The sequence below is a fragment of the Streptomyces broussonetiae genome (assembly GCF_009796285.1).
GTDB classification, from domain to species: Bacteria; Actinomycetota; Actinomycetes; order Streptomycetales; family Streptomycetaceae; genus Streptomyces; species Streptomyces broussonetiae.
Genome location: NZ_CP047020.1, coordinates 3957580 through 3970674, shown reverse-complemented (window position 1 = coordinate 3970674; position 13095 = coordinate 3957580). Strand labels below are relative to the sequence as shown.

At 70.3% G+C, this 13095-nt stretch carries 11 protein-coding genes; 10 read left to right on the top strand and 1 reads right to left on the bottom strand.

Features of this window, described 5'->3' with window-relative positions; translation table 11 throughout:
- The first annotated feature begins 210 nt into the window (after positions 1 to 210).
- The 6 genes from GQF42_RS18410 (at position 211) to GQF42_RS18385 (ending at position 7473) form a co-directional block, all read left to right on the top strand.
- On the top strand, positions 211 to 804 hold the full coding sequence (locus tag GQF42_RS18410) for a CGNR zinc finger domain-containing protein (RefSeq protein ID WP_158921312.1): 594 nt from the start codon (positions 211 to 213) through the stop codon (positions 802 to 804).
- 258 nt (positions 805 to 1062) lie between these two features.
- Positions 1063 to 1647, top strand: a complete 585-nt coding sequence (locus tag GQF42_RS18405; protein WP_030167252.1) for a sigma-70 family RNA polymerase sigma factor — start codon at positions 1063 to 1065, stop codon at positions 1645 to 1647.
- A 50-nt stretch (positions 1648 to 1697) separates the two neighbouring features.
- A complete protein-coding gene (locus GQF42_RS18400) occupies positions 1698 to 2477 on the top strand; it encodes an anti-sigma factor family protein (RefSeq protein ID WP_233273379.1) in 780 nt (259 codons plus the stop codon).
- Between the two features lie 218 nt (positions 2478 to 2695).
- Complete coding sequence (locus GQF42_RS18395; protein ID WP_158921310.1) at positions 2696 to 5050, top strand: HelD family protein; 2355 nt, start codon at positions 2696 to 2698, stop codon at positions 5048 to 5050.
- Between the two features lie 378 nt (positions 5051 to 5428).
- Positions 5429 to 6844, top strand: coding sequence for an NAD-dependent malic enzyme (locus tag GQF42_RS18390; protein ID WP_158921308.1), 1416 nt, complete (start codon positions 5429 to 5431; stop codon positions 6842 to 6844).
- A 347-nt stretch (positions 6845 to 7191) separates the two neighbouring features.
- On the top strand, positions 7192 to 7473 hold the full coding sequence (locus tag GQF42_RS18385; RefSeq protein ID WP_023550134.1) for an HU family DNA-binding protein: 282 nt from the start codon (positions 7192 to 7194) through the stop codon (positions 7471 to 7473).
- A gap of 206 nt (positions 7474 to 7679) precedes the next feature.
- Here the strand turns inward: GQF42_RS18385 and murA are convergent, their stop codons facing one another.
- The gene (murA, locus tag GQF42_RS18380; protein WP_158921306.1) at positions 7680 to 9020 is read right to left on the bottom strand and encodes a UDP-N-acetylglucosamine 1-carboxyvinyltransferase; all 1341 of its coding nucleotides are present in this window, start codon (positions 9018 to 9020) and stop codon (positions 7680 to 7682) included.
- A gap of 322 nt (positions 9021 to 9342) precedes the next feature.
- On the opposite strand from murA, the gene GQF42_RS18375 reads away from it, so the two are divergent.
- From GQF42_RS18375 to GQF42_RS18360, 4 genes are all read left to right on the top strand, one after another.
- Entirely contained in the window at positions 9343 to 9915 is a 573-nt protein-coding gene (locus GQF42_RS18375; protein ID WP_158921304.1) for a YqgE/AlgH family protein, read from the top strand.
- 29 nt (positions 9916 to 9944) lie between these two features.
- Positions 9945 to 10226 carry a DUF3039 domain-containing protein gene (locus GQF42_RS18370; RefSeq protein WP_158921302.1) on the top strand — a complete coding sequence of 94 codons (282 nt, stop codon included), beginning with the start codon at positions 9945 to 9947 and terminating at the stop codon, positions 10224 to 10226.
- 248 nt (positions 10227 to 10474) lie between these two features.
- Positions 10475 to 11236, top strand: coding sequence for a carbohydrate ABC transporter permease (locus GQF42_RS18365; protein ID WP_158921300.1), 762 nt, complete (start codon positions 10475 to 10477; stop codon positions 11234 to 11236).
- A 1-nt stretch (position 11237) separates the two neighbouring features.
- Positions 11238 to 12872 carry a beta-N-acetylhexosaminidase gene (locus GQF42_RS18360; RefSeq protein ID WP_158921298.1) on the top strand — a complete coding sequence of 545 codons (1635 nt, stop codon included), beginning with the start codon at positions 11238 to 11240 and terminating at the stop codon, positions 12870 to 12872.
- The last annotated feature ends 223 nt before the right edge of the window (positions 12873 to 13095 follow it).

The window sequence follows — 13095 nt, the reverse complement described above, 5'->3', positions numbered from 1 at the left end:
GAGAAGCCGGCTGCGGCGCGGACCGACTCGTCGGCCTGCTTCCCTGCCTCGGTGACGAAAGCGGGCGAAGCCGCAGAAGAAGCCGACCGCCGAGGCCCAGCCGGTACGAGGGGTTCCGGCCGGGCCCTCGGGCGGGCACTGTGAAGAGGAGCCCCCACGAGAGCCCCAACGGAGAGCCACCACGGTTCCTGCCTAGGCGGTGACAGGCACATGGCACTGGGTACGGCCACGCCCCCGTACGAGCTGCGTTTCGACGCCGGACGGAGCTGTCTCGATCTTCTCGCCACCGCGCATCCGGCCGAACGGCTGGACGACGTCGGGGCGTTGTGCGCATGGATCCGCGGGGCCGGTCTGGTGCCGGACGGTACGGCGCTCGGACACGCCGACGCCTCCTGGCTCCTGGGGTTCCGTGAGCTGCGGGCGTACGTCGGGCTGTTGGTGCGCGTCGGCGGTGCGCCGGAGGCGGCCTGCCCCGAGCGTGCCCTGCTGCGGGTCAACGACGTCGCCCACGCCTCGCCCCCGGCCCCGCGCGCCGTATGCGGTGAAGACGGCCACCTCGTCAGGGAGTTGGCCGATCCGCCCTCCTGTGCCGCCCTGCTCGCCCTGGTCGCCCGGGACGCCGTGGAGCTGCTCACCGACCCCGTTGCGTGGGCGGCCGTCCGGGAGTGCGAAGGGGACAACTGCCCGCTCGTGTACCTGGACACGTCGCGGGGGCGGCGCCGGCGGTGGTGCTCCAGCGAGGTCTGCGGGAACCGGGAGCGGGTGGCCCGGCACCGGAGGCGGGCCGCCCTCGCGCGGGCCTGAGCGGCGCGGGACCCCTCGCGCGGCGAGTGATTTGTGTAACACCCGGTTTTCCGGCGGCTCTTGCCGGGCAGGTCTGCCGCTCCGCCCGTCCACCCGGCGATGTGTCGGAAATGCAAAGATCATGCGGTGGGAATGTGTGCGCATGTCCCGCTCGTCACGCCACCCCCGAGAAAACTGTCGCTTCCGTTTGAACACGTCGGCGCTGGTGTCCGTACGGGTGGGCGAGCGACCGACTGGGGGAACCCCCGGACACCGGAGGTGGGCGTGCGCAAGGATGCGGCCGTGGCCAATGAACGTGGATCGAGGGCCCGACATCGCATGTCCTCACAGCCCTCGGAACCCGATGAGGAGCTGATGCGTGCGCTGTATCGAGAGCACGCCGGACCTCTGCTCGCGTATGTCCTGCGGCTGGTCGCCGGTGATCGCCAGCGCGCCGAGGACGTCGTACAGGAAACGCTCATCCGTGCCTGGAAGAACGCCGGTCAGCTCAATCGGGCGACCGGATCGGTACGCCCCTGGCTGGTGACGGTCGCGCGCCGCATCGTCATCGACGGCCACCGCAGCCGGCAGGCCCGGCCGCAGGAGGTCGATCCGTCGCCGCTGGAGGTCATCCCCGCGGAGGACGAGATCGACAAGGCGCTATGGCTGATGACGCTGTCGGACGCGCTCGACGACCTGACCCCGGCCCACCGGGAGGTGCTCGTAGAGACGTACTTCAAGGGGCGTACGGTCAATGAGGCGGCCGAGACGCTGGGCATTCCCAGCGGCACGGTGCGGTCTCGGGTGTTCTATGCCCTGCGATCGATGAAGCTGGCACTGGAGGAGCGGGGGGTGACGGCGTGATGAGCAATGGTTACGGGGGAGTGCAGGGATTCGGCATGGGTGGTCCGGGTATGTCTGGGCCCATGCATCCCGGTTCAGGATCTTCGGTGCCCAGCGAGCACGAGACCGTCGGCGCCTATGCCCTCGGGATCCTCGACGACGCCGAGGCAACCGCTTTCGAGGCGCATCTCGCCGGCTGCGAGTGGTGCGCCCAGCAACTGGACGAGCTGGCCGGGATGGAGCCGATGCTCGCCGCGCTCGCGGATCTGCCGGGCTCCGGCAGCACGCCCGCGATCGGCGACTCGCTGTCCGCCAGGCCCAGCCCGCGGATCGTGGAGAAGCTGGTCGACGAGGTGGCGGAGAAGCGCGCCCAGAAGCGGCGACGCTCCTTCTACATGATCGCCGCGGCCGCCGCGCTGATCATCGCCGGGCCGCTGGCCGCCATCGCCGCGAACAGCGGCTCGTCGGGCGGCGGTGGTCAGGTCACCGCGTCCGCGCAGACCACGTTCTCCGCCATGGCCGAGAAGAAGTCGGCCACCGACCCGACGTCCCATGCCAGTGCGACCGTCGGCATGGAGCAGAAGGACTGGGGCACCCAGGCGGTCCTGGAGCTGAAGAACGTCAAGGGCCCGCTCAAGTGCTCCCTGGTGGCCGTCGCCAAGAACGGGCAACGCGTGACCATGTCGTCCTGGTCCGTGCCCGACTGGGGCTACGGCATTCCGGACGCGAAGACGGACGACGCCAAGAAACCGCTCTACATCGGCGGCGCCACGGCCTTCAAGCCGAACGAGATCGACCACTTCGAGATCGTGACCTTCGACGGCAAGAAGCTGGTGCAGGTGAACGCGTAGCGCCTGCGGTCGAACGCACGACGCCTGCGGCGCGGGCCCGGCCGGGTGTGTCCTGTCCGAGCCCGCCCGCCCGCCGGTCGCGTCGTGGCTGGTCGCGCCCGCGCGGCGGAGCCGCGTCCAGGCAGGGACCCGCGCCCCCGGCGAACTGCTGTCCCGTAGCTTTGACGGTCCCCTTCGCGTACGGTTGACGGCTGCCCAGCACGTCAGAAGGGGGCCCGGTGGCCGCTCAGGTTCAGCAGTCCGCGGTCGGCTCGGTACACGGCGCACACGATTCCGTCCGTGACCGGGAGATCAGCGTCGAACAGGAACACCTGGACCGGGTGTACCGGCGGCTCGAGGAGAAGATCCACGAGGCCGAGTTCCTGATGAGCGACGCGGCCAAGCGCGGCCAGGTCGGCACCCCGGGCGCGCTCGCCGAGCGCGACGCACAGGTCTTCCGCGCCGGCATCCACCTGAACCGGCTCAACAACGAGTTCGAGGACTTCCTCTTCGGGCGGATCGACCTGCTGCTGGGCAAGGACGGCAAGAAGGGGCCCGACGGGGCCTACACCGCCGTGGAGCCCGCCGAGGGCGCCGTGCGGGACGACAACACCGCCGACATCGCCGAGACCCTGCACATCGGCCGCATCGGCGTCCTCGACGAGGACTACGCGCCGCTGGTCATCGACTGGCGCGCACCCGCCGCCGCGCCGTTCTACCGGGCCACTCCGGTGGATCCGGGCCGGGTCGTCCGGCGCCGGGTCATCCGGTCCAAGGGACGCCGGGTACTCGGCGTCGAGGACGACCTCATGCGGCCCGAGCTGACCGCCCGCCTCGACGGGCACGAACTGCCCGTCATCGGCGACGGCGCCCTCATGGCCGCTCTCGGCCAGGCCCGCAGCCACACCATGCGGGACATCGTCTCCTCCATCCAGGCCGAGCAGGACCTGGTCATCCGGGCGCCCGCCGCCTCGATCACGTACGTGGAGGGCGGCCCGGGCACCGGCAAGACCGCCGTCGCGCTCCACCGTGCCGCCTATCTCCTGTACCAGGACCGGCGACGGTACTCCGGTGGCATCCTCATCGTCTCGCCGACCCCGCTGCTCGTCGCGTACACCGAGGGCGTGCTGCCCTCGCTCGGCGAGGAGGGCCAGGTCGCCATCCGTGCGATCGGCTCGCTGGTCGACGGCGCGGAGGCCACGCTGTACGACTCCCCGTCCGTGGCCCGCGCCAAGGGCTCGTACCGGATGCTGAAGGTGCTGCGGAAGGCGGCCAGGGGCGCTCTGGAGCTGGGGTCCGGGGAGGGGCCCGCGCACGACGGGGACGCCGGGCCGCAGGGCTTCGCCGGCCCGCCCGGGCGGCTGCGCGTCGTCGCCTTCGGGCGCCGTCTCGAGCTGGAGGCGGCCGAGCTGGAACGTATCCGCCGTACCGCGCTCGGCGGCACCGCGCCCGTCAACCTGCTGCGCCCGCGGGCCCGCAGGCTGCTGCTGGACGCACTGTGGGACCGCTCCGGCGCCACCACCCGGCACAGCGACCCGGAGCTGGCCGCCGAGCTGCGGTCCTCCTTCGACGAGGACGTCCTGTCCGAGGACTCGTTCATCGCGTTCCTCGACGCCTGGTGGCCCGAGCTGACCCCGAAGCAGGTCCTTTCGGCCATGTCCGACGAGCGCCGGCTGGGCCGCTGGGCGCGCCGGATCCTCAACCCCGGCGAGGTCCGCAAGGTCGCCCGCTCCCTCAAGCGGGACGGCCACTCCGTGCACGACATCGCCATGCTGGACGAGCTGCAGGCGATCCTCGGCGCCCCGGCCCGGCCGCGCAGGAAGCGCGAGCTGGACCCGCTGGACCAGCTCACCGGGCTGGAGGAGCTGATGCCGGTGCGCGAGGAGACGCAGCGCGAGCGGGCCGAGCGCCTCGCGCAGGAGCGCACCGAGTACGCGCACGTCATCGTGGACGAGGCGCAGGACCTCACGCCGATGCAGTGGAGGATGGTCGGCCGCCGCGGCCGGCACGCCACCTGGACGGTCGTGGGGGACGCGGCCCAGTCCTCCTGGTCCGACCCCGACGAGGCGGCCGAGGCCCGCGACGAGGCCCTCGGCACCCGGCCCCGGCGGCGCTTCCAGCTCACCGTGAACTACCGCAACCCGTCCGAGATCGCCCAGCTGGCCGCCAAGGTCCTCGCCCTCGCCATGCCCGGCGCCGAGGCGCCCAGTGCGGTGCGCTCCACCGGGGTCGAGCCGCGCTTCACCGTCGTAGGGGACTCGCTGGAGCGGTCCGTGCGCGCGGCGGCCGAGCAGCTCCTGGACCGGGTGGACGGCACGGTCGGCGTGGTCGTCGCGATGAACCGGCGCGAGGAGGCCCGGCGCTGGCTGGCCGGGCTCGGCGACCGGGTGGTGGCGCTCGGCAGCCTGGAGGCCAAGGGCCTGGAGTACGACGCGACGGTGGTCGTCTCCCCGGCGGAGATCGCCGACGAGTCCCCGGCCGGACTGCGGGTGCTGTACGTGGCGCTGACCCGGGCCACCCAGCAGCTGACGGTGGTGTCGGGGGAGCGCGACGAGCCGGACGCGTCCGGTGTGCCTGATCTGCTGCGGGACTGAGTTTCCTGTGAACTGCCCGTAAGAGGAATGGCCCTGGGCATCCGTTTGTTAGCCTGGGTACGGCACCGGCTCGATCCAAGCCCCCGGGCCCAACCTTTGTCCCTGCGAGGGACCACTTGCCGCGAGGCGAGCATGGCGGGTCGGTGTCATGAACGTGCGGGAGGCCCACGTCACGATGTGACGTGGGCCTCTTTCTTTGCCTGGACGACCCCTTTCCCCACCTGATCACTTCTCGTATGGTGGAAGTGGTTTTCCGAAACAGCGCACCACTCATGAACAAAACGTCCGCAATCCGAGGCGACTACCACGTACCCAGGGGTAGGTGCGACGATCGGACGGCACAACTTCGCGACACGGTGAAAGCAGAGGAAGTCGGCCATGGCAACGGCGCCCAGCGTCTCCTACTCGATGACCATCCGGTTGGAGGTGCCCGCGAGCGGAACCGCCGTCTCGCAGCTCACCACCGCCGTGGAGTCCTCCGGAGGCTCGGTGACCGGCCTCGACGTCACCGCGTCAGGCCACGAGAAGCTCCGCATCGACGTGACCATCGCGGCCACCTCCACGGCCCACGCCGAGGAGATCGTCGAAAAGCTGCGCGGCATCGAGGGCGTCATCCTCGGCAAGGTCTCCGACCGTACGTTCCTGATGCACCTCGGCGGCAAGATCGAGATGCAGTCCAAGCACCCCATCCGCAACCGTGACGACCTCTCCATGGTCTACACGCCGGGTGTGGCCCGCGTCTGCATGGCGATCGCCCAGAACCCCGAGGACGCCCGCCGCCTGACCATCAAGCGCAACTCCGTTGCGGTTGTGACGGACGGTTCCGCCGTGCTCGGCCTCGGCAACATCGGCCCCAAGGCCGCGCTGCCCGTCATGGAGGGCAAGGCGGCCCTGTTCAAGCGCTTCGCCGGTATCGACGCCTGGCCGATCTGCCTGGACACCCAGGACACCGACGCGATCGTGGAGATCGTCAAGGCGATCGCGCCCGGCTTCGCCGGCATCAACCTCGAGGACATCTCCGCGCCCCGCTGCTTCGAGATCGAGGCCCGGCTGCGCGAGGCCCTCGACATCCCCGTCTTCCACGACGACCAGCACGGCACCGCGATCGTCGTCCTCGCCGCCCTGACCAACGCCCTGCGGGTGGCGGGCAAGGCCATCGAGAACATCCGGGTCGTCATGTCCGGCGCCGGCGCGGCCGGTACGGCCATCCTCAAGCTGCTGCTCGCCGCGGGCGTGAAGAACGCCGTCGTCGCCGACATCCACGGTGTCGTGCACGCCGGCCGCGAGGACCTGGTGAACGCCCCGGCCGGTTCGGCGCTGCGCTGGATCGCCGACAACACCAACCCCGAGGGCCTGAGCGGCACCCTGAAGGAGGCCGTGCGCGGCGCCGACGTCTTCATCGGCGTCTCCGCCCCGAACGTCCTCGACGGCGACGACGTGGCCGCCATGGCCGACGGCGCCATCGTGTTCGCGCTCGCGAACCCCGACCCCGAGGTGGACCCGGCGATCGCCCGTCAGACGGCGGCCGTCGTGGCCACCGGCCGCTCCGACTTCCCGAACCAGATCAACAACGTGCTGGTCTTCCCGGGTGTCTTCCGCGGCCTGCTGGACGCCCAGTCCCGCACCGTCAACACCGAGATGATGCTCGCTGCCGCGCAGGCCCTCGCGGACGTGGTCAGCCAGGACGAGCTGAACCCGAACTACATCATCCCGAGCGTCTTCAACGACAAGGTGGCGGGCGCCGTCGCCGGTGCCGTCCGCGAGGCCGCGAAGGCCGCGGGCGCGACCGTCTAGGCACGCCGGGGGCCTGGCGCCGGGTGACGCGAGAGCGGCGCCCGGGCGACGTCCCGGTGACGCCGTGCCGTACTGTGCAGGGGCTGTGAGGATCAACACGGCGGCCCCTGCATCGGCGCGTCGTGGAACCAGCCGATGCCGGGCGCACTCTAGGGTGGCGCCGAGCGGGCGCTTTTCGTGTGACTCCCCAGGGTGTTCTCACGACTCCTACGGGTGCCGGATTGGCTTTACCGCCGCAGGTAGGGGCAGGATGCGTCCCTGGGCGCGAGCGCATCGGCATCGCAGTGCCTCGGGCGGATCCGCCCCGCGGCACACCCCAACGGCAAGAAAAACACGGGAGTAACAACATGAACCGCAGTGAGCTGGTGGCCGCGCTGGCCGACCGCGCCGAGGTGACCCGCAAGGACGCCGACGCCGTGCTGGCCGCGTTCGCCGAGACCGTCGGCGAGATCGTCGCCAAGGGCGACGAGAAGGTCACCATCCCCGGCTTCCTGACCTTCGAGCGCACCCACCGTGCCGCTCGCACCGCGCGCAACCCGCAGACCGGCGAGCCGATCAACATCCCCGCCGGCTACAGCGTGAAGGTCACCGCGGGCAGCAAGCTCAAGGAAGCGGCCAAGGGCAAGTAAGCGCTCTGCGTCGAGCGCCGGTCCACCGGAGCGCCGTTCGACGCAAGCGCCGTGGGCAGTGTCGTCTGCAGCCGGTCGCGCCCGCGCGGCGGAGCCGCAGGCCGACACGGCCCCGCGCCCTTTCGGGGCGCGTCCACAGCGGGCGTGGACAACGACAATGGGGCGGCCCCTTTCGCCAAGGGGCCGCCCCATTGTCGTAGCAACGCCTAGCCGAGCGCCTTGCCCGGCAGCTCGACCTTCGCGCCGAGTTCCACGAGCTTGTCCATGAAGTTCTCGTAGCCGCGGTTGATGAGTTCGATGCCGTGGACCCGGGAGGTGCCCTCGGCGGCCAGGGCCGCGATCAGGTACGAGAAGCCGCCGCGCAGGTCGGGGATGACGAGGTCGGCGCCCTGCAGCCTGGTCGGGCCGGAGACGACCGCCGAGTGCAGGAAGTTCCGCTGGCCGAAACGGCAGTCCGAGCCGCCCAGGCACTCGCGGTAGAGCTGGATGTGGGCACCCATCTGGTTCAGCGCGGAGGTGAAGCCCAGGCGGGACTCGTAGACCGTCTCGTGGATGATGGACAGGCCCGTGGCCTGCGTCAGGGCCACCACCAGCGGCTGCTGCCAGTCCGTCTGGAAGCCGGGGTGCACGTCCGTCTCGAGCGCGATGGACTTGAGCTGGCCGCCGGGGTGCCAGAAGCGGATGCCCTCGTCGTCGATCTCGAAGGCACCGCCCACCTTCCGGTAGGTGTTCAGGAACGTCATCATCGAACGCTGCTGGGCGCCGCGGACGTAGATGTTGCCGTTGGTCGCGAGCGCGGCCGACGCCCAGGACGCGGCCTCCAGGCGGTCCGGCAGGGCACGGTGGGTGTAGCCGCCGAGGCTCTCCACACCGGTGATGCGGATCGTGCGGTCGGTGTCCATCGCGATGATCGCGCCCATCTTCTGCAGCACGCAGATGAGGTCCTCGATCTCCGGCTCGACAGCCGCGTTGGACAACTCCGTGACGCCCTCGGCCATGACGGCCGTCAGCAGCACCTGCTCGGTCGTGCCGACGGACGGGTACGGCAGCCGGATCTTCGTGCCGCGCAGGCCCTTGGGGGCCTCCAGGTACTGCCCGTCGGCCCGCTTCTCGATCGTCGCGCCGAACTGCCGCAGCACGTCGAAGTGGAAGTCGATGGGCCGGCCGCCGATGTCACAGCCGCCGAGGCCCGGGATGAACGCGTGGCCGAGACGGTGCAGCAGGGGACCGCAGAAGAGGATCGGGATACGGCTGGAACCGGCGTGGGCATCGATGTCGGCCACGTTGGCGCTCTCGACGCGCGTCGGGTCCAGGATCAGCTCGCCGGGCTCCTCGCCCGGACGGACCGTCACCCCGTGCAGCTGGAGCAGGCCACGCACGACGCGCACGTCACGGATGTCCGGAACATTGCGCAGTCGGCTCGGCGCACTGCCCAGCAGGGCGGCGACCATGGCCTTCGGCACGAGGTTCTTCGCACCGCGGACACGGATCTCGCCCTCGAGCGGGGTTCCGCCGTGGACAAGCAGGACATCGTCGTTGACGGTCATGAATCTCGCGTTCCGATGAGTTGGGCAGGAGACGGCCGATCACTGTTGCGCGCGGGCCGGGAAGGACAGGGTAGTCGCCGATCACCCCCCTCTAGTAAGCCCAAGGACCGTCAAGCCGCGTCATAGCTGTGTCACAACACGAACCGTGCGCTATCGGGCACATGGGGTCACCGGGGCGGGCATGCGCCGGGCCCGCCTCCCTGCGCCCACCCGTCTCCCGTCACCGTCCTGAACGGGGCCTTTGCGGGGCACCTCGCTCGATGCGCGCTGCACGGCCCGCATTGGCTCCCCACACCGGGGAAGATGCGGGATCATGTCTGGCATGACCGAGGTGTCCTCGCTCACAGGGCGGCTGCTCGTGGCCACGCCCGCCCTGGCGGACCCGAACTTCGACCGTGCGGTGGTGCTCCTTCTCGACCACGACGAGGAGGGCTCCCTCGGCGTCGTCCTCAACCGTCCCACTCCGGTGGACGTGGGCGACATCCTGGAGGGCTGGGCCGACCTCGCCGGGGAGCCCGGGGTGGTCTTCCAGGGCGGCCCCGTCTCGCTGGACTCGGCGCTCGGCGTCGCGGTGATCCCGGGCGGCGGGGCCGCCGACGGCGCCCCGCTGGGCTGGCGCCGGGTGCACGGCGCGATCGGCCTGGTCGACCTCGAGACCCCGCCTGAGCTGCTCGCCTCGGCCCTCGGCTCCCTGAGAATCTTCGCCGGGTACGCCGGCTGGGGGCCCGGTCAGCTGGAGGACGAACTGGTCGAGGGCGCCTGGTACGTGGTCGAGTCCGAGCCCGGGGACGTCTCCTCACCGGCACCGGAGCGGCTGTGGCGCGAGGTGCTGCGCCGCCAGCGCAGCGAACTGGCGATGGTGGCCACGTATCCGGACGACCCTTCGCTCAACTGATGCCTGTGAGCTTCAGTACCCTGGGCGGTATGAGCACTCTTGAGCCCGAGCGCGGGACTGGTACGGGGACCCTCGTAGAGCCGGCGCCACAGGTGTCCCACGGCGACGGCGACCACGAGCGCTTCGCCCACTACGTCCAGAAGGACAAGATCATGGCGAGCGCCCTCGACGGTACCCCCGTCGTGGCGCTGTGCGGCAAGGTCTGGGTGCCGGGCCGCGACCCGAAGAAGTACCCCGTGTGTCCCATGTGCAAGGAGATCTACGAGTCCATGGGCAGCGGCGGCGACGACAAGAGCGGCGACAAGAAGTAGTCCCTTCCGTCCGGGACTTGCAGGCCCCCGGGGCGCGTTCAGGTGCGCCTCCGGGGGCTTTTGCATGTCACGAAGTGGTGGAGACCTCTTGTCGGCATGTTCATGTACTCCTTAGCCTCCAAGTCTGTTGTGCAGAGCGAAACAGTCATTGCATATGTTGCAACGAGGCTCGGAGGTTCACTCCATGAAGTTCGCTCCCCGGCCGGCCGTGCTCCTCACGGCCGTCGTCGCCGTCGTCGCCACCGCCTGTGCCCCGCAGACCTCCGCTGCGCGGAGGGCGCGGCGCGGCCGGGGAGATCCGCTCGGCCGAGCCGCGGCCGTGGACCCGGGCGCCGTCGTTGGACTCCTTCAGGCGGGTGTTCGGGCAGCATGAATTCGGCCGCTACTTCGTCAACAGTGCGGTGGTGGCGGGCAGTGTGGTGATCTCCTCGGCGCTGATCGCGTTTCTCGCCGCGACCGCCGTCACACGATTCCGGTTCCGCTTCCGGACCACCTTGCCGATCATGTTCCTGGTGGCCCAGATGGTGCCCGTGGAAGCCCTCACGATCCCGCTGTTGTTCCTCATGCGGGACTTCGGCCAGCTGAACACGCTCGGCTCGCTGATCCTGCCCCACATCGCCTTCTCGCTGCCCTTCGCGATCTGGATGCTGCGGGGGTTCGTGAAAGCCGTTCCCGAGGAGCTGGAGGAGGCCGCGTACCTCGACGGAGCGAGCCGTGCGCGATTCCTCTGGCAGATCCTTTTCCCGCTCGTCCTGCCCGGTCTGGTGGCCACGAGCGTGTTTTCCTTCATCTCGGCCTGGAACGACTTCCTGTTCGCCAAGTCCTTCATCATCAGCGACACCTCACAGTCGACCCTGCCGATGGCCCTGCTGGTGTTCTGCAAACCGGACGACCCGGACTGGGGCGGGGTCATGGCCGCGTCCACGGTGATGACGATTCCGGTGCTGGTCTTCTTCGTACTCGTACAGCGGCGTCTGGTCTCCGGACTGGGCGGAGCGGTAAAGGACTGACATGGTTGATGTGATTCCCGCGCCGGTGAGCGTCGTCGGCAACTCGTCCGGCCTCACGCGTCTCGACGGCAACACCGCGCTTCAGGCACTGCCGGGCACGGAGGGCACCGCGCGCTGGCTGCGGGCCACCGTGGGCGCGGCGACAGGCCTGCCGTTCCCGGACGGCCCCGACCGCCCGCACCGGATCGTGCTGGGCATCGATCCCGGCCTGCCGCCCGAGGGCTACCGGCTGGTCAGCGACGCGTGGCCGATCCGCATCGAGGGCGGCAGCCCGGCCGGCGTCTTCTGGGGCGCCCAGACCTTCCGTCAGCTGCTGGGCGCCGACGCCTTCCGCCGGGCGCCGCTGCGGCCGGAGCGGGCCTGGGAGGTGCCGGCCGTCGCCGTCGAGGACGGCCCGCGATTCCGCTGGCGCGGTCTTCTCCTCGATGTCGCCCGGCACTTCATGCCCAAGGAAGGCGTGCTGCGCTACCTCGACCTCATGGCCGCGCACAAACTCAACGTCTTCCACTTCCATCTGACCGACGACCAGGGCTGGCGCATCGAGATCAAGCGCTATCCGGAGCTGACCGGGACCGCCTCCTGGCGGGCGCGGTCGAAATTCGGTCACCGGGCCTCCCCGCTGTGGGAGGAGAAGCCGCACGGGGGCTACTACACCCAGGACGACATCCGGGAGATCGTCGCCTACGCCGCCGAGCGGCATATCGCCGTCGTCCCGGAAATCGACGTACCGGGCCACTCGCAGGCCGCCATCGCCGCGTACCCGGAACTCGGCAACACCGACGTCATCGACACCACCGCCCTGAGGGTCTGGGACAACTGGGGGATCTCCTCCAACGTACTCGCCCCCACCGACACCACCCTGCGCTTCTACGAGGGGGTGTTCGAGGAAGTCCTGGAGCTGTTCCCGGCGGACGCCGCGGAGTTCTCCACGTTCGTGCACGTCGGCGGCGACGAATGCCGCAAGGAACAGTGGACCGAGTCGGTCACCGCCAAGACCCGGATCGCGGATCTCGGGCTCACCGACGAGGACGCCCTGCAGTCGTGGTTCATCGGGCACTTCGACGCGTGGCTCGCCGCGCGCGGGCGGCGGCTGATCGGCTGGGACGAAATCCTGGAGGGCGGACTCGCCGAGGGCGCGGCGGTGTCCTCCTGGCGCGGCTACGGCGGCGGGATCGCGGCCGCGCGGGCCGGCCACGACGTCGTCATGTGCCCGGAGCAGTACGTGTACCTGGACCACCGTCAGGCCCCGGGCGAGGACGAACCGGTGCCCATCGGCTTCGTGCGCACCCTGGAGGACGTCTACCGGTTCGAACCCGTCCCGGACGGGCTCACCGAGGCCGAGGCCCGGCATGTGCTGGGCACCCAGGCCAACGTCTGGACCGAGGTGCTGGAGGACGCCGCGCGCGTGGACTACCAGACCTTCCCCCGGCTCGCCGCCTTCGCCGAGGTGGCCTGGAGCCGGCTGCCCGCCCCCGCGGAACGGGACTTCGCCGGTTTCGAGCGCCGTATGGCCGCCCATTACGCGCGACTTGACGCCCTGGGGGTCGCCTATCGGCCACCCGCCGGGCCCCGGCCGTGGCAGAAACGCCCCGGTGTCCCCGGCCGTCCGATCGAGGGGGCGCCGCCGAACAAGTGACCGTTCCGAACGCGCGGTGAAAATAGCGCCAAGAGTCACCGAAGAGTGTCAATCGGTATGCACCGGCGATGCTATGTCAAATCGGTCCATGTCCCTTGTGAGGTGGGCGAATGTCTCCTAGTGCCTGCTAGCGGACCCCCGCGTTCGGCCCTTGCGAAGATGTGCCAGAGTTGCCACGTCCGCCCTGTGAGCACGTACCGTACGGCCACACAGGTGGGACCAG